The 17,353-nt window shown below is 33.7% G+C and carries 13 protein-coding genes; 2 read left to right on the forward strand and 11 right to left on the reverse strand.

The window, feature by feature from the left end:
* Positions 1-58 precede the first annotated feature (58 nt).
* Entirely contained in the window at positions 59-1,099 is a 1,041-nt protein-coding gene (locus tag ACN1CN_RS02325; protein WP_419134521.1) for an agmatine deiminase family protein, read from the reverse strand.
* Between the two features lie 180 nt (positions 1,100-1,279).
* Between ACN1CN_RS02325 and ACN1CN_RS02330 the strand changes: the two genes are divergently transcribed.
* Positions 1,280-2,800, forward strand: a complete 1,521-nt coding sequence (locus ACN1CN_RS02330; protein ID WP_419134522.1) for a choice-of-anchor I family protein — start codon at positions 1,280-1,282, stop codon at positions 2,798-2,800.
* A 217-nt stretch (positions 2,801-3,017) separates the two neighbouring features.
* Positions 3,018-4,289: an OmpA family protein gene (locus ACN1CN_RS02335; protein WP_264523698.1), complete on the forward strand. Its 1,272-nt coding sequence runs from the start codon at positions 3,018-3,020 to the stop codon at positions 4,287-4,289.
* 340 nt (positions 4,290-4,629) lie between these two features.
* Here the strand turns inward: ACN1CN_RS02335 and ACN1CN_RS02340 are convergent, their stop codons facing one another.
* The 10 genes from ACN1CN_RS02340 to ACN1CN_RS02385 all read right to left on the reverse strand — a co-directional run bounded on the left by ACN1CN_RS02340 (position 4,630) and on the right by ACN1CN_RS02385 (position 17,236).
* On the reverse strand, positions 4,630-5,517 hold the full coding sequence (locus ACN1CN_RS02340) for a carbon-nitrogen hydrolase (RefSeq protein WP_291285436.1): 888 nt from the start codon (positions 5,515-5,517) through the stop codon (positions 4,630-4,632).
* An 84-nt stretch (positions 5,518-5,601) separates the two neighbouring features.
* On the reverse strand, positions 5,602-8,652 hold the full coding sequence (locus ACN1CN_RS02345; protein WP_419134523.1) for a metallophosphoesterase: 3,051 nt from the start codon (positions 8,650-8,652) through the stop codon (positions 5,602-5,604).
* Between the two features lie 244 nt (positions 8,653-8,896).
* Entirely contained in the window at positions 8,897-9,310 is a 414-nt protein-coding gene (locus tag ACN1CN_RS02350) for a hypothetical protein (RefSeq protein WP_419134524.1), read from the reverse strand.
* 332 nt (positions 9,311-9,642) lie between these two features.
* Positions 9,643-10,740 carry a T9SS type B sorting domain-containing protein gene (locus tag ACN1CN_RS02355; RefSeq protein WP_419134525.1) on the reverse strand — a complete coding sequence of 366 codons (1,098 nt, stop codon included), beginning with the start codon at positions 10,738-10,740 and terminating at the stop codon, positions 9,643-9,645.
* 35 nt (positions 10,741-10,775) lie between these two features.
* Positions 10,776-12,113 (reverse strand): hypothetical protein, encoded by a 1,338-nt coding sequence (locus tag ACN1CN_RS02360; RefSeq protein WP_419134526.1) that lies wholly within the window; start codon positions 12,111-12,113, stop codon positions 10,776-10,778.
* Between the two features lie 16 nt (positions 12,114-12,129).
* The gene (locus ACN1CN_RS02365) at positions 12,130-12,765 is read right to left on the reverse strand and encodes an Ig-like domain-containing protein (RefSeq protein WP_419134527.1); all 636 of its coding nucleotides are present in this window, start codon (positions 12,763-12,765) and stop codon (positions 12,130-12,132) included.
* Between the two features lie 446 nt (positions 12,766-13,211).
* Positions 13,212-14,102, reverse strand: coding sequence for a DUF808 domain-containing protein (locus ACN1CN_RS02370; protein WP_419134528.1), 891 nt, complete (start codon positions 14,100-14,102; stop codon positions 13,212-13,214).
* Positions 14,103-14,542: 440 nt separating this feature from the next.
* The gene (locus ACN1CN_RS02375; protein ID WP_419134529.1) at positions 14,543-15,586 is read right to left on the reverse strand and encodes a hypothetical protein; all 1,044 of its coding nucleotides are present in this window, start codon (positions 15,584-15,586) and stop codon (positions 14,543-14,545) included.
* Positions 15,587-15,681: 95 nt separating this feature from the next.
* Complete coding sequence (locus ACN1CN_RS02380; RefSeq protein WP_419134530.1) at positions 15,682-16,719, reverse strand: hypothetical protein; 1,038 nt, start codon at positions 16,717-16,719, stop codon at positions 15,682-15,684.
* A 22-nt stretch (positions 16,720-16,741) separates the two neighbouring features.
* Positions 16,742-17,236 carry a T9SS type A sorting domain-containing protein gene (locus tag ACN1CN_RS02385; protein ID WP_419134531.1) on the reverse strand — a complete coding sequence of 165 codons (495 nt, stop codon included), beginning with the start codon at positions 17,234-17,236 and terminating at the stop codon, positions 16,742-16,744.
* Between the last annotated feature and the right edge of the window lie 117 nt (positions 17,237-17,353).

The raw sequence follows: 17,353 nt of genomic DNA on the forward strand, positions 1-17,353 counted from the left end.
AAGGATTAAAAAATGATTTTTTACAATATGTGTAAACCCATTCAAGCTGTACTCCCTATTAAGCCGGGATCTGCTGGCTTAAACAATGTAATGTTCCAAATCCCCAGATAAAATCGATACAACTTATTCCGATCACTTCTCTGTCAGGAAAACATTCTGAAAGTATATTTAAAGCGACACGATCATTGCTGTCATTAAAAGTAGGAACTAAAACACAGTTATTCAGAATTAAGAAATTAGCATAACTGGCCGGCAATCTTAAGGTTTCGAAGTCTACACGCTTCGGCATTGGCAAAGCTACAATAGTTGGTGATTTCCCATCCTCCAATTTCGCATTTTGCAAACGTTTCAAATTATCCTGTAAAGGTTTATAATTGGAATCGTTTTTATCTGTTTCTACAATGGTTACAATGGTATCTTCGTTTACAAATCGGCATAAATCATCAATATGTCCGTGTGTATCATCTCCTTCTATTCCATCCCCTAACCATATTACATTGGTAACTCCCAGGTACTCCTTAAATACAGCTTCGTAATCTTCTTTGGTGAAGTTTTCGTTTCGAACCTGAATCGTAGGATGCATCAAACATTCTTCAGAAGTCAGTAAGGTTCCTCTTCCGTTTACATCAATTGCACCACCTTCTACAATTACAGGTTTTCCTTTGTACATTACCTGTGTAAGCGGCACATCAATAAAATCGGCTATCTTAGAAGGAACAAATTTATCCAGTTGGTAATTTTTATATTTAGCCCAACCGTTAAAATTAAAATTCAACGCTTCTCTTTTCGAACCATTTTGAACGATGATTGGTCCGGAATCGCGCATCCAGCTTCTATTGGTTTTATGAATAATGAAAGAAACGTTCGCTACGTTTACGCGTGCTCTTTCCAGCATTTCGCCTACTTTTTCTTTTAGTTTTTCATCGGCTACAACCAAAAAAACGGTTTCAAAAGTGGCTACTTTTTTAATAAATTCTACAAAAGCCCATTGAACAGCTTCGTATTTTCCCGGCCAGTCGTTTCCGTTATGCGGAAAACACAATACAATTCCTTGTTGTTTCTCCCATTCCGCTGGAAATCTTCTATTATTTGTTGACATAAAAAGGTTCTAATTTGAAAGTGCACAAAGATAATGAGATAATGTGAAAATTATACAATGTGATAATTGGATAATTAGATAATTATCCAATTGACAGATTAAGTTAAAGATAAAATAATAGAGCCTTAATATACGACCAGCATCTGCTAATTACATTTGGCAAAACTAAAAAACACAACAATGAAAAATTTAAGCCTTTCATTATTAGCTGCTTTATTTGTAATGGCAAGCTGTAATAATGATGAAACTTCAAACAATCAGGAACCTGAAGTCGTGGTAAATAAAAATCCGGGATCATTCAAAGAAATTGGTTCTATAACCATTGGCGGGGAAGCTGCTGCAGAAATTTCGGCCTACGACGAAAAAACAAAAAGACTTTTTACAGTAAACAATAGCGGAACCAATCAAATTGATGTAATTGATATTTCCGATCCTACAAAACCAACCAAAATTGGTAAAATTGATTTAACGCCCTACGAAGGCGCTTCTAATAGTGTTGCGGTTTACGATGGTAAACTGGCTGTTGCTTTAGAATCGACAGTAAACAAACAGGGAAATGGAAAGGTTGTTGTTTTTAATACCAGCGATTACAGTCTAATCAAGCAAGTAACTGTTGGCGCATTACCAGATATGATTGTTTTCTCGCCAGACGGAAAATACATTATGACGGCCAATGAAGGAGAACCTAATACCGATTATTCGCAGGATCCAAACGGAACAATTTCTATTATTGAAACCGCTACTTATGCTGTTACGACTTTAGATTTTAGTTCTTTTAGCGGTCAGGCAGAAACTTTAAAAAAGGATGGTTTTAGAATTTCAAAATTTGCGAAGAGTTTTGCTCAGGATATTGAACCTGAATACATCACGATATCCGATGATTCTAAAACAGCCTGGGTTACTTTGCAGGAAAATAATGGTGTTGCCAAAGTAGACATAACTTCAAAAACTATCACAGCGATTTATCCTTTAGGTTTTAAAAATTTCAATACCGCTGAGAATGCTATCGATGTAAGTGATAAAGACGATAAAATTGCTTTTAATCCATGGAAGGTAAAAGGAATGTTTATGCCGGATGCGATTAGTCACTTTTCTGCTAACAATGTTCCTTATTTTGTGACTGCCAACGAAGGTGATGCCCGTGAATATACTGCTTATAGCGATATAAAAAGAATGAAAGACATGAAGCTGGACGCAACTGCCTTTCCTGATGCTGCCGCCTTAAAACTGGAAACTAATTTAGGAAGACTAAACCTTATTGCAGATATGGGCGATGCTGATGGTGACGGTGACCTGGACGAACTGGTAGCGTTTGGAGGCCGTTCTTTCTCGATCTGGAACGGAAATACAGGAAAAATTGTTTACGACAGTAAAAATGACGTAGATAAAAAAACAAACGAACTTGGAACTTATGATGACAAACGCAGTGACGACAAGGGTTCTGAGCCCGAAGCTGTGGTGGTTGCCAAAATGGGATCTCAAAATATTTTGTTTGTAGGTTTAGAGAGATCAGATGCTTTTATGACTTATGATGTAACCAACCCAAATTCTCCACAATATTTGCAAACCGTAAAAACGGGTGATGCTCCTGAAGGGGTACTTTTCATTCCGGCTTCTAAAAGTCCGACAAAAAGAAGTCTGTTAGTCGTTAGTAGTGAGGGAGATGGAACGGTAAAAATATACCAGCCAGATTTAAAATAACTTTCACATATACAAATTCAAAAGAGGGCAAAATTTAAATTTTGCCCTCTTTTTTACCCAAATATTTTGATTCTGTTAACGTATTTACATAATTAAAACCCAAAAGATGGGAATTATGTAAGAGCAAATAGAACACTATCTAAATCTGGTAGTATAATTTTGTCCTGAGTTTAAAGATTAAGACTCACTAATTATATTAAATTAAAATTTGGATATCATGAAAAAGAAATTAGCTTCAGTATCACTTTTACTACTATCAATCGCTGCCAGCGCACAAAACGCAGCAACGACATCGACACAGTCTTCAATTGACAAACCTGCTTACAATAAATGGTCTATAGAATTGAATGGTGGTTTAAATAAGCCTATGAGAGCAATGACACCGGGTTATTCAACAGAATCAGTTAGTCCGTTTCACGCAGATTTAGGGGTAAGATACATGTTTAATCCTAAGTTTGGTTTGAAACTGGATGTTGGATACGATCAATTTAAGGAACGCAAAGACACTCCTGAATTTGACAGCAAATATTACAGAGCAAGTTTACAAGGGGTTATTAACCTTGGAAGAGCTTTAAACTTTGAAACCTGGACTAACACTTTCGGCTTATTGGCACATGGAGGTTTTGGTGTTTCGCAATTAAGCAGCGATAAAGGTTTTGACGGTAAAGATTACATGGCTCATGGAATTATGGGTTTAACAGGTCAAGTTAAATTAAGCAACAGAATTGCTTTAACGGGAGACCTTACAGGTATTGTTAACGGAAGACAAAATCACAATTTTGATGGAAAAGGAGTCCCAGCTACCGGTTCATTAGATGGTGTAATGTTAAACGCTTCTGTTGGTTTGACTTTTTACTTAGGTAAAAACCAAAAACATGCTGACTGGTATTCTGAAGACAATGAAAGATTAAACAAATTAGAAGACCGAGTTACTACTATTGAGACTAATCTTATTGATACTGATAAAGATGGTGTTGCTGATTTGTATGACTTAGAACCTAACACAATCTCCGGAGTTGCCGTAAATACTAAAGGTCAATCTATCGATACCAATCAAAATGGTGTTCCGGATGAGTTAGAAAGCTATTTAGATAAAACGTATGCTAAAAAAGGCAGCGAGGCAGCAGCTCCAACAAACAAAACGGTTGAAGAATTAATTAACGGAGGATATGTAAACGTATACTTTGATTTCAACTCTTCAAAACCAACTAATACTTCTCTTTCTGGTGTTGATTTCTTAGTGAAATACCTGAAAAACAATCCTGGTAAATCAGCAGATATTATTGGATATGCAGATGAAATTGGAAACTCTAGTTACAATACTGAATTATCAAGAAAAAGAGCTGAAGCTGTGAAAAAAATCGCAACCAATGCAGGAATTGATGCTTCAAGACTTAATGTAGTTGCTAACGGTGAAGATACTTCTGTGAACAAAAAATCTAAAGAAGCCCGTCAAATCGTAAGAAGAGTTACTTTCCAGGTGAAATAAACAATTCTAAGCTAGTATAAAAAGAGACTGTTTAAATTTTTAAACAGTCTCTTTTGCATATAATATAAATACCTAAGATTGGAATTAAAGTCCAAAAAGCGGTTTTAACATTCTTCGTCTTACTTCAACGCGGATAAAAACAGATCTTAAAAATTGTAAACTCATTAAAAGAGAAAATAATCTGTGTCTATCCGGGTTTTACGAAGTAAATCCGTTTTATCTGCGTCGAATTAAAGCTAAAATTTAAACCAATCTTGTCTCTGCTAAAAAAACAAAAGAGGCTGTTTAAAATTAAACAGCCTCTACTTCTTTGCCTTTATATAAAGGTATTTTTTACTTATTAATCAATTGCTCTTTTAGTAATATCTCCAAAAGCATCAATTCTTCTGTCTCTGAAAAATGGCCAGTTCTGACGTACATTTTCCTGTAGATCCAAATCAACTTCTGCAATTAAAATTTCTTCCTGATCGTGAGAAGCCTGAGCTAAAATCTCACCCTGAGGTCCTGCAATAAACGAGGCTCCCCAAAACTGAATTCCTTCAGTTCCTTCAATGTATTTTTCTAATCCGATGCGGTTTGCAGCGGCAACAAAAACTCCGTTAGCAACAGCATGACCTTTCATCACGTTCATCCATGCCCCATATTGATTGTCTCCGTATTCTTCTTTTTCTTTTGGATGCCATCCAATAGCTGTTGGGTAAAATAAAACCTCAGCTCCTTTTAAGGCAGTAATACGTGCTGCTTCCGGATACCATTGATCCCAGCAGATTAAAGTACCAACTTTTCCTTTTTTAGTTTCGATCGCCTGAAAACCTAAATCACCCGGAGTGAAATAGAATTTTTCATAGAAATGCGGATCGTCCGGAATGTGCATTTTGCGGTATAAACCAGCTTCTGTTCCATCAGTATCAATGATGTAAGCACTGTTATGGTAAATTCCTGCCATTCTTTTTTCGAAGAAAGGAACAATAATTACCACTCCTAATTCTTTTGCCAGGGCACTAAAAGCAATAAACGAAGTACTGTAAAGTGGTTCTGCTAAAGCAAAATTATCTACATCTTCGCTTTGGCAAAAATAATGACTGCTATACAATTCAGGCAATAGGATTACTTCAGCTCCTTTATTGGCAGCATCTTTTACCCAGCTGATACATTTTTTAAGATTATTCTCGGCATTATCATTCAGGTTTAACTGAATAACCGATATTTTATACTTTCTTTTCGGCATGACATAAAATTTAGAGTGCAAAAGTAGTAATTTTTAGAGGAATGGCAAGAAAATGTCCTCTTCTCAAAAATTGCTACTTATCAATTATCTCCATTTTTTTAAATCCATCTTTTGCTGAAGTTTATCTTTATCTATTTTATTATCCAATTTCAATTGGGCATTTTTAATAACTTCTTTCAAGAATCTTGCTAATTTCTGATTATGTGTTCCGCATTTAAAAGCAAAATAGTAATTTAATTTTAGTATTGTCGAATATTTTAAAACACTAACCTCCATCATACCAACCAACTCTTCTGCGTATTTAAATATATTCTGTTCATCAATATCCATTAAAATCAAATAAAGTATAAATAATTTATATTGATTATTTTTGCGATCATGTTTAAATTCTTCAATTTTAGACACCAAAATATTTTCTATATTATGCTGTGAAACATTATCTGACATAGTAACTTGCGTTATAAAAGGCAAAAATTTAGTTATTATTTCTAAAATGTTTTTATTTTCCGCATTCTCTATCTTTGACAACTCTAATTCAAATTCCTCATGAATAAAAAAACCAAAGTTAATATATGTTTCAAGTAATAAATCAATTATATTTGAAAGTAAAATAGAATCATTTACACCATCCATCGTTTTAAAAACCCTCGCCAATATAGCTATATATCTTTCATAAACCTCCGAATCAAGTATAGCAACATCAAAGACTCTCTTAGCTGAAACTTCACTTCTAATATTGTCAATTGAATCGTATTCGTCGTTTAACAAATCCTTATGACTATTGGTTAATGGATCAAGAGGATTAAGTGCCTTCGCAATATTATTCAAATTTACGTCATTTTTATCAGATACTTTAGAAATTAAAATTAGTTCAGAAGTTCCAATTTCTTTATATCCAGAGTTTATTTTTGTGAAGTAAATTTTCGTTTTTTCATAAATTTTATTCAAAAAATCTGAATCGTTGTTTTTAATACCACCATAAATTTCAAACTCATTTTTAAACGACAAGTAAACTTTATCATCCAATAACTCATCTCTAAAAGAAGGATTTTCTGACATATATTGAGCTATAAAAAACTCAAAAATCCCATTTAATCTGAAGGTAATTCTTTCATTTTCTTTTAGCTTTAAAACTCCAGAAGCAATAAGGTAATCAAGAATTTCCTTCGCTTGAGCCTTTATACGATGATTATTCTTAAAATACTCATCTAACTCCTGAAGAACCTCTAAATAAGTTTTAGTATATTGATTACTATTATTCTCTAATAAAAATCTTGCCAGATGTGCACAAATAGTTTTTAATTGTCCAAAAGATACTTTGCTAGCAGATAAAAAATTAAATTTCTTTTGAAGTATTTCATCAACACATAAGTCTAATAAACTAAATATATTTTTTGATAAATCTATTTGAGATTTCTTATGTATCATCAAAAGCAAAGAAACTGTCCAATAATTTAAAGGTAACTCGAGCTGTTTACAAAAACTAATAATTTTATTTAAAACTTCATCTTGATTTTTTCTAATTGCGACCTCATTCTTTTCAATATATAGTCTAACATCATTTCTAGAAATATCATGAAGATATATTTTTTTATAATCTCTCTCATCAAATTTATAGTCATCATATAATCTAGATGTTAAATAATCGCAAGTAACTACAAAATTAACATTGGGGTATTCTGTTAAAAAATGGTCAACAACCGATGCATAAGAATTATTAGGATCGAAATTATCAATCAATAATCTAAAATTATGGCTACTAATTAAATCCTTTGTTTTCTCTCTACTTAACTCATAATACTTTTTGATATCATCAACCAACGACAGGGAATTCTCATTTTTAAAATCTACATAAAATGGGATATTTCCGTTTTTTACATAATTTTTCAGATGAAATAACTGGATATATTTCAATAACGAAGATTTCCCAGATTTATCCTGACCATAAATAAAATAATTATTTTCATTTTTTAACAAAACTTCAAATTCAAATCTATCATTATTTTTATTAAAGTCCTCGCTTAAATCTTGTTTAGGTCTAACACTAATTCTTGGATTATTAAATAATTCAAGAAATGCATTGTCATTATCTTCTTCAAAATTATTTGTCAGTAGTAAATCTTTTGAGTTTAAAAGTTCTAAGTGTATCTTTGAATTAATTTTACTTCTAACTTTGTTTTGTTCTGTTTTTTCCTCTCCGCAAGGAATTTTTACATCTACATTCTCAATAAAACTAAAATCATTCAACTCTTTAGTAAAATGAAATTTACTAACAACTGCATTAGATTCATTCTTGATATCATAATCTATAATAGAAAATCCAATATAATCTTTATCCCAAGTTAAAGATGCCGGAGAAACATGAGCAAAAATTCCATTATTCTGTTTGTAGTGTGTAGTAATTTCCGATTCATGAATATGTCCCGAAAACATTATATTACAAGATTTAAAAATTAAATTTTGTAATTCACTTTGATTAAAATCTTTAAACCAATGAATTGGATGATGCAATACTAAAAATATACATTTAACATCTCTTAATTCATAAAGAGCTTCTTCTAATAAAAACTTTGGAAATAATAATTTACCATTTGAAAAATCATCAACTGATCTCCATGAAGAATTTATAGATAAAATCCCAATCTCATTATCATTTATAACCTTTCTATGAATAGAATGTAAATCAAAGTTCTTTACATCATGAGAATCTTTGTAATACTCATTTACGAATAGATTATAATTTTCTGTCGTTTTTAAAGCTGTAATATAGTCGTAGTCTTTATTTTTAAAAAAACCCCATAAACTATCACTTGTCTTAATCTTATTTTCGAATTTTTCTTCTAAACTATCTGACTTAAATGTCCTGTCCATATCATGGTTTCCCGGACATAAAATTATATCACTAACAGATAAATCTAATTTTTCACATAACTTATCTAAGAAAAGTTCTTTAGCATTCTGAAAATCTTTTAGGTCACTACCTTTAAATACTAAATCTCCTGAAAAAATAACTAAATCAATCTTTCTATTTAGTGAAGGTATAAAAGATAATAATTTATTTATCATATCATTCTGAGAGAATTTTTCATATGACTCAGAATTAAAATGCAAATCTGTTAAATGTAATATATTCATAAAAATTATACTCGTATTTTTAATTACTTTTTAACAAATATAGAGATTAGTTTACATTTTTCACACTGTTAATCAATGTAAAAAACAAAAAATACGACAATATTTCACATTTAAAATAATCAAACAAAAGTATTAAAACAAAATTTTGATCCATAAAAAACCATTTTACAAATACCTGATTCAATTAAAATCAAATACCCGAAAAATGGTTTCTTAAACTAAATTTTATGAACTCAACACTTGATTACTCAATAACCACTTTTGTCGTTATGAATTCCGTTTCCGATTTTTTGAATTTGATTTCGAAAGTTCCTTTGGTTGTCGCTTTATACTTGAAAACTGTCTTTTTAGGATCCGGAACCTGTGTCGTGCATGGTCCTGTTGGATATTTGGCTTCCACATGTAATCCTTTTACTCCGCCAATTGTTACGTCACTAATTTTACTGAATTCCCCACAAGCGTTATCTACAACAAAAGTTACATCATAACTTAATTCTTCGTTAACCTTTCCCGTCGCAGGGCCTTTTACTTCTGTTACCAAAGCAACCTTCGTAATTGATTCTGGTATACTTGGTGCATCATCATCATTGCTGCAAGAGATCAACACTGTTGCTAAAAATAATACTACAAAAACTGATTTAAATTTAAAACTTTTCATATAAAATAATAATTAATTGTTAATTACTATGAAGATGTCGAAGACTTGCTTTGGTTGCTTTATTAAAATGTTAAATGTTTACTCAAAAACATTAAACAACTATAAACCAAAAGCTTATCACATCAAAAAAAACAGAGCAACTCCCCTTATTTTATATCAAAACGCAATCTTATTTCGTAATATCGGCCAGAAACAACATTCAATTTTCTACTGAAGGAAACAAAAAAATACAGCGGCAAAAACGCTCACTGTCTACCCGAAAATGACTCTTATTTCCCTCAAAAAAACACCCGCACTAAGGCCGGTGTTCTGTTCAAATACATGTAAAACGATTATCTTTTTAAAGCAAAATGTGCTCGAAATAAATCTGAATTTCCATCACTATTGGTATACTCTATCAAAAACCAATAATCATCAGCTGGTACTGCAATGCCATTATATTCTCCATCCCAACCTTCTCCAATGGTATCTATACTTCTTAATAATTTTCCATATCGATCGAAAATACTAATTTTAGGTTTCATTGAAGGTAATAAATCTTCTATCATCCATACATCATTAAAACCATCATTGTTAGGCGTAAAAAATTTAGGATATTTAATGACATGCGCCGTCAGATATATCTGATTGCAACCGTTTTTATCGCGAATAGTAACCTGATAAACCCCGGATTTAGACACCAAAAAAGAAGGGTTATCCTGAAAAGTAGTTCCATCTATTGAAAATTCATAATTTCCGATACCACTTGTGACTGAAATAAGGATCTCCTGAGTGTCAAAAAAAATATTCTTCACTTTTACCGATGCAATAGCTGGCGAAGATTTACCAACAACTGACTTGTCATTGGCCACACAACCGGTTAACTGATCTGTTACTTCAACCGTATAGGTTCCGGTTTTACCAGCCATAATTTTGGAATCACTATTGGGTAATGCTACCCCATCGCATTTCCATTTAAATTGATACAATGTCTTTGATAATTTTGTATCAATCAAAGTCGGCTTCAATACCTGATTTGTAATAGGATCAACGCAAAGATACTGATCCCCCAAATTGACAAATGGCAAAGGAAGGACTTTAATTAAAAGTATCTGGCTCAAACTCGTACAATAATTATTGTCTTCACTAACCTCTAAAAGGTAATCTCCGGGCGGGGTATCTCCCCATTCTATGGTAATTTCATTCGTTCTATCCTTATAAGGCTTTAGTATTTTTCCAACAAAACGTGAATCCTTAACGATCCAATTATACACAGAACCTACTGTTCCTAAACCCAAATTCTCAGATCTGTCGACTCCATAATGGTTAACACTGCCAAAACAAATTATCTGTTGTCCCCAGGAAGAAAAAGAAACAAAAACCAGGAACAAGACAAATACGATCTTAGGATAAATGGAATCGTTTGGTCTCGATTTGAATACTCTTCGCATCATTTATATTTTTTTGCAGCTTTTTTTAATAATAGCTAATCATGAGAAATAGTACCAGTAACTGGTAATAATTTTTTAACAACCTTAACCGGAGATGGTGATGTTTTCGAACAGTTTGTCCTAAAATTATTATCGGTAACCGTTACCGTATAATCAGCACTTTCAGTTGCGGTATAAGAACTACCGTTTGCACCAATTATATCAATGTTATTTTGTCGCCATTGATAAGACAGTCCGGGTTTTCTAATTGCTTTTAAAATTACAGTGTCACCATCACAAAATGTGGTCGCTCCAACAACTGTTATGGAGGCATCGGGCAATGGATGCACCAAAACTGAGATAGGTTTTGAAGTACTTGAACAACTATTTACATCCGTAACCTTAAGTATATAATCAGAACTCTCGGTTGCTTTATAAGAAGAGGAAGTCCCAACGACAACATTATTACTATTTTTCCATTCATAAGATAAGTTCGCTTTTATCTTTGAATGTAAAGTCACGCTGCCTCCTTCACAAAACTCTAAAAATTCTCCCGGTGAAGTGGTTATTTCGGCAATAGGAAGGGGATTAACCTTAACAGTAATTGCTGCTGATGTTTTTACACAATTATTCCCATTTGTAACTTGTACACTATAATCGGAGCTTTCTGTTGCAATATAGGAGCTGTTTATTGCACCAATAATAGCTACGCCTTTCTTTTTCCATTGATATTTCAGATCAGATCCAACATTTGCATTTAATACCACATTTTCACCAAAACAGAAAGTAGTAGCTCCTGCGGGAGTAATTACTGCCAATGGTAACGGGTTTACGACAACAGTTCCTTTGGCAGCAGCACTAACACATCCTAAAGAATTTTTCACTTTTACACTATAATCGCCCGCTGCAGCAGTGGTAATACTTGAAACATTACCAGGATTTACTCCAGAGGGTGTAGTCCATTCATACACATAATCATTCCCTGTATCTGCAGGGGTTACCGTCGCTTTTAAAGACGTCGTCGAACCTTCACAAATCACAGCATCATTAACCACAACTGTTGGCAGACTCATTATAGTTACAGTCAAAATAATTTCCGTTCCAGGGCACGAAGTATTCGTTTCGGTTACTCCTAAATGATACTCACCTACAGGAGTAGTTCCCCAATCTACAGTAATTGAATTAGTGTCCTGATTGCTGATAACTCCAGAGAATTCTACTTCAATAACACGCCAGTTATAAGTAGAACCAGGAGTTCCCGATAAACCATCAGCTAAATCAACTGAATAGTTTTTACTTGCTCCAAAACAGACCTTTTGAGTAGGCGTTGTCAATTGAGCCTGTATTGACGAACAAAAAAATATCGCCGCTACCACCCCTATTTTTTGTACCATTTTATGCGTCAAAATTTTAATCATGAGTAATTGCAGAAGTCTGCGTATTTATTATGTTATAAGTTCTTATGGTTTCACAGGTTAAATTTCCCAGCAATTTAATCTTCACTATACCCTCTTTTAAAAATTTCACCTCTCCGGTTTCGGGATCAACTGTTGCAATACTTGGATCAGAACTCGACCAGGGTTTTGTTGGTAAAACAATAGCAGATGCTTTTAGCTGAACGCTTTGACCTTTACAGGGATAGAATGGAACTACAGGCTCTATTATTCTAGGTGGAGGGTCGTAATTGTTTATTACATTAAATCTGATATTTGGATTATTTAAATCGCGACATCCACTTTTTGATAAGATGATATAAATTCCTGAATAAAAAGACTGTGAATCAAACTGAATTGTTGATTGCTTACAATTTATGCAATCAGGTGCATCATCATTAGAGGCTAACAATGCACCGGAACTATCGTACAAAGCCAGAAAAGTATCTTCTGACGATTCCCCAACGGTTGTAAATGTATAGGTATTATTGAAAGTTAAAGGAGATAAATTAATTCTAACCTGTCCTCCTGATGGGTAGGTAAGCCATTGAAAAGAACAAACCGGATTGTACAAATTGGGATCTGTAAATGTAGGCACACATTGTGCATGCATAATTTCAAAAAAAACAGTAAAAAAAAATAAAATACTTCTCTTTTCACGAAAAAAAGAAAAACAAACAAAAAAGCGACTAAAATTCATATCCTCCATTAAAAAATCTTCCAACTACCATTTTTCACTTCACTTTATAACATTCCGTTTATTCCGAAAAAACGATTCCTACTTTCTTCAATTTTGCTAAAATATAAAAAAAACCTTAACTCTTATCTTACAAATATTAAAATTAACATTTATTTTCTTTCAAAATAAATACTACATACAAAACGACTTTAATTCATAACTCTTATTGCACTACCAAAACCGAATCTTATTTCGTGCCATCAACCTGTAAATATGAAGTAGTAAAACACCAAATAACCATCTGAAAACGGTTCCTATATCCCCAAAAAAAAACACCAGCACTTAGGCCGGTGTTCTCTTTGATTCTATTATTTATGAATTTATGCTTGAGCAGACTTTTTAGGAAGCATCTTTTTGATCAGATTTACAATTGCTAAAACCGCAAATCCTAAAGCAAGCCCAATAATAAATTCCTTTAGGATTGAAGGTAAATTAATTTTAGGCGTTAAATGATGAAAAAACGGGATATAATGTACAAAGATACCACCCGCTACTAAAATTAAAGCGATTGTACCTATTACAGTCAGACTTTTGATGACCATAGGTAATGCTTTCAGCAATATGTTTCCAATAAATTTTGATATACTTTTTTCCTTTTTACTAAATTTAATTAGCTTGTAACCCGCTTCATCCATTCTGACAATCAGCGCAACAATACCATAAACACCAACGGTTGCAATCAACGCAATGATTGAAGTTACAATGATTTGCTGACCAAGCGGCTGACCGATTACAGTACCCAAAGCAATAATCACAATTTCTACAGATAAAATAAAATCAGTAACAATCGCCGATTTTATTTTTCCTTTTTCAGCTTCTAAAATTTCTTCTTCTGTAAATGTTTCTTCCGTAATTCCTGCCGATTCTTCGTGTTGGTGCGGAAATATAAATTCGTAGATTTTCTCTGCTCCTTCATAGGCTAAAAAGAGTCCTCCAAGTACCAAAATTACAATGATCGCGACTGGAAGAAAAGCACTCAATAAAAAAGCAATGGGTAAAATAATTACTTTATTCAATAAAGAACCTTTGCTGATTGCCCATAATACCGGAAGCTCTCTTGAGGATGCAAATCCCGAAGCTTTCTCAGCATTTACAGCCAAATCATCGCCTAAAATACCTGCTGTTTTTTTTGCTGCAACTTTACTCATTACTGCAACATCATCCATAATTGCTGCGATATCATCTAATAGTACGAAAAAACCTGATGCCATTATACTTATTTTGTTTTTAAGAATCGCTTAATTAACTGGTTTTAAAGATCCGGTTCAATTGGCGGTTCTGGTTGTTTACTGCCGCGAATCTAAGACTTTTTTGCTAATTTTTCTATCAAAAAATTAACTGCATTGCCCTAAAAGTACCCAGATAATGATAAAAACGAAAATAGTTCCAAAACAGCCTCCTCCTAATTTTTTCGCACCGTAACCTGCTATTAATCCTCTAAAAATATTGTTCATGGTAATTTATTTAAAGTTGTTTGTCTTTTGAATTGATTTTCAAATCACTACCCTAAAGGTCCTAACTTTATTTCAAACTATTTTATATTACTTTCAGAAAAATTTATATCATTTATTGCATTACAAGTCTGTATCTAAACAAAAAACACCAGCGTTTCGGCTGGTGTCTTTTAACTATTTTTTTAAGAATAAGTTCATTAATCGGTCGCAACATTATTACCTCTGCTTATTAAAGTTGCTTTATCTATGATTCCTTGTCCGGTAGGTGGAGCCGGCGGATTTTGGTCGTGCAATAGGAAGGAGTTTTTTGAAAGAGGAGAAATATTTAAAAATCTGCTTAACAACAAATTAACTTCAGAGCTGGGAAGTGCATTTTTAGAAAAATCAAGAGACAATCCGCCTTTGTCCATAATCGAAGACAATACAGGCAACTGAATCGAAGTAAGAATCGCATTGTTGCTAAAATACAGTCCTTTACATGAAGTCAACAAAGGAAATGAAATAGAGGTTAAAGAAGGATTATTCAAAATACCGGTGTCGTAGGCTTGTAATGTTTTCAAAAGAGGAAACGCAATTGAAGTAAGCTTTTCGTTATTCGCCACATCCAAATCATTATATACTTCAGCAAGGTTACTTAAATTCACATTCACTAGCTTTAAATTATTCTGGATTTTCAAATTTATTAAATTCTTTATTACACTTAGATCCAAAGTCGTTAAGTTCGTTGTACTGGTTACATAAATATTTTCTGTGTAAGCTCCTAACTCAGCGGTTATTTGTGCCGCTGCCTGCGCATCTGTGACATCGCCGGTTATAACAATACTTGGTTTCCCTTTGTTCTGACTGCTCCCCGCATACAAGGCATAAGGTACACTCAACAGCTGACTCGTACCGCTAATGGTGTAGTTGCTTCCTCCTGTTGGGTCAATTTCGGTCTTGATAAAATGAGATCCAGCACCCCAATTTATTCCTGCAAAAGTTCCGGTAACGGCTGCTCCGCCTCCTATTTCTATAGTCGCCAATCCATTACTGTTTGTTGTTGTAGTTTGTGTTTCTACATAAGAAGCTGTACCGCTTGCGGAGCCTACCAAAATACTCGTTTTGATACTCACTAAAGTACCGGCAACCAATGTACCATCAGTTTTACGAATAACCGATTGGTAGCTCATTTTTTGCGGAGCCTGCGCAAATAAAATGGTGAAAGAGCTCAATAATAGTACTATTAGAGTAATTTTTTTCATCTATTTTTCTGTTGTTAGAGGGTTTTCTTTATGATTTTTTACCTTTTTATTGTCTTGCCCTGTGATATGGTGACAAAAAAGAATTAATGCTAAATTTAATCGGTTGAAATACTATTGTTCATTTTTATAGTTGCTTTATCGATAATCCCTTGTCCGGTAGGTGGAGCTGGTGGGGTCTGACCTGACAAATCAATAAACTTTCCACTTGCAGGAGTAACATTTAGCAGTTTACTTAAAAGCGAATTAATATGATAACTTGGAAGTGCATTTCTACTCACTTGAAAACTGTACTGAGTACTGTAAAATGAAGAAAAAACCGGTAAATCAACGTAAGAAAGAAACGGATTGCCACTGATGTAAATCGTTTTAGTTTTAGTCAATAAAGGAAAAGAAACAGATTGTAATGAGGTATTGCCGGAAAAATAAATTTCAGAAGCAAGTACTGTTTTTAAAACGGGAAACGAAATAGAGGCTAATTTTGCATTGCCTTCTACATATAATTCATTATAAACTTCCGCAAGGTTGCCCAAAGTTACATTAACTAAACTTGAGTTACTTTTTATACTTAAGTCTACCAGCCTTTTTACAGCACTTAAGTCCAAAGTTGTCAAATTTGTGGTATTCATAACGTAAATATTTTCTGTTTCAGGTCCGAACTCCGCCGCTATTTGCGCTGCCGCCTGTGCATCTGTAATGTCACCTGCTATTATTAAACTTGTCTTTCCTTTGCTTTGACTGCTTCCCGCATACAAGGCGTAAGGCACGCTTAACAACTGACTTGTACCGCTAATGGTGTAATTACTTCCTCCTGTTGGATCGATTTCGGTCTTGATAAAATGGGATCCCGTACCCCAATTTATTCCTGCAAAAGTTCCGGTAACGGCTGTTCCGCCTCCTATTTCTATAGTCGCCAATCCATTACTGTTTGTTGTTGTAGTTTGTGTTTCTACATAAGAAGCTGTGCCACTTGCGGAGCCTGCCAAAATACTTGTTTTGATACTCACTAAAGTACCGGCAACCAATGTACCATCGGTTTTACGAATAACGGATTGGTAGCTCATTTTTTGCGGAGCCTGCGCAAATAAAATGGTAAAAGAGCTCAACAATAATAATACTAGAGTAATTTTTTTCATATATTTTTCTGCTGTTAGAAAGTTATTTTTTTATGATTTTAAACGTTTTTATGGTTTTACCGCTGTTACTTACAGTCAGAAAATAAATGCCACTATTTAACCCTTGCATCGATACGCTCGTTTCAGGGTTGGTAACTTCCAGGCTCTTGGATACCATTTTTCCGGTGCTGTCAAACAATTGGCACGATAAATCATTCCATTCGTTTGTAGCAACAGCCAAACTAAGTACATCAACAGTTGGGTTAGGATAAGCGGTCATTGCAAGAGTAATATCTTTAAATTCGTCATTCCCGAGGCTGATTATTTCATAAGCCTGTTGAACACCTTGCAAAACAAATCCATTAGCTCCTCCGGGTAAACTTGTGTAGGCGATCTGTCCTACGGAGTAACTCGAGCTACCTCCACTCCCGGTAGCATTTCCACCCGAAACAACTACACTCTCTTGCGAATAGCCATTGCTTACAAATGAAATGCCTGTAATAAATAAAATTAAAAAAGTGCGTAGATTTTCTTTCATATCATTGATTTTCTGATTAGTTATTCAAATATATAACAATTCTTATACAGAATATTAGTACTAAGAAGAGATTGCATAAAAAAAAACACCAGCGTTTCGGCTGGTGTCTTTTTGAAA

This window comes from Flavobacterium sp. T12S277 (assembly GCF_048514875.1).
Taxonomy (GTDB): Bacteria; Bacteroidota; Bacteroidia; order Flavobacteriales; family Flavobacteriaceae; genus Flavobacterium.

Excerpts from the sequence above, each read along its gene's own strand:
- ACN1CN_RS02325 (WP_419134521.1), bottom strand. The coding sequence starts at position 1,099 with ATGTCAACAAATAATAGAAGATTTCCAGCGGAATGGGAGAAACAACAA.
- ACN1CN_RS02330 (WP_419134522.1), top strand. The coding sequence starts at position 1,280 with ATGAAAAATTTAAGCCTTTCATTATTAGCTGCTTTATTTGTAATGGCA.
- ACN1CN_RS02335 (WP_264523698.1), top strand. The coding sequence starts at position 3,018 with ATGAAAAAGAAATTAGCTTCAGTATCACTTTTACTACTATCAATCGCT.
- ACN1CN_RS02340 (WP_291285436.1), bottom strand. The coding sequence starts at position 5,517 with ATGCCGAAAAGAAAGTATAAAATATCGGTTATTCAGTTAAACCTGAAT.
- ACN1CN_RS02345 (WP_419134523.1), bottom strand. The coding sequence starts at position 8,652 with ATGAATATATTACATTTAACAGATTTGCATTTTAATTCTGAGTCATAT.
- ACN1CN_RS02350 (WP_419134524.1), bottom strand. The coding sequence starts at position 9,310 with ATGAAAAGTTTTAAATTTAAATCAGTTTTTGTAGTATTATTTTTAGCA.
- ACN1CN_RS02355 (WP_419134525.1), bottom strand. The coding sequence starts at position 10,740 with ATGCGAAGAGTATTCAAATCGAGACCAAACGATTCCATTTATCCTAAG.
- ACN1CN_RS02360 (WP_419134526.1), bottom strand. The coding sequence starts at position 12,113 with ATGGTACAAAAAATAGGGGTGGTAGCGGCGATATTTTTTTGTTCGTCA.
- ACN1CN_RS02365 (WP_419134527.1), bottom strand. The coding sequence starts at position 12,765 with ATGCATGCACAATGTGTGCCTACATTTACAGATCCCAATTTGTACAAT.
- ACN1CN_RS02370 (WP_419134528.1), bottom strand. The coding sequence starts at position 14,102 with ATGGCATCAGGTTTTTTCGTACTATTAGATGATATCGCAGCAATTATG.
- ACN1CN_RS02375 (WP_419134529.1), bottom strand. The coding sequence starts at position 15,586 with ATGAAAAAAATTACTCTAATAGTACTATTATTGAGCTCTTTCACCATT.
- ACN1CN_RS02380 (WP_419134530.1), bottom strand. The coding sequence starts at position 16,719 with ATGAAAAAAATTACTCTAGTATTATTATTGTTGAGCTCTTTTACCATT.
- ACN1CN_RS02385 (WP_419134531.1), bottom strand. The coding sequence starts at position 17,236 with ATGAAAGAAAATCTACGCACTTTTTTAATTTTATTTATTACAGGCATT.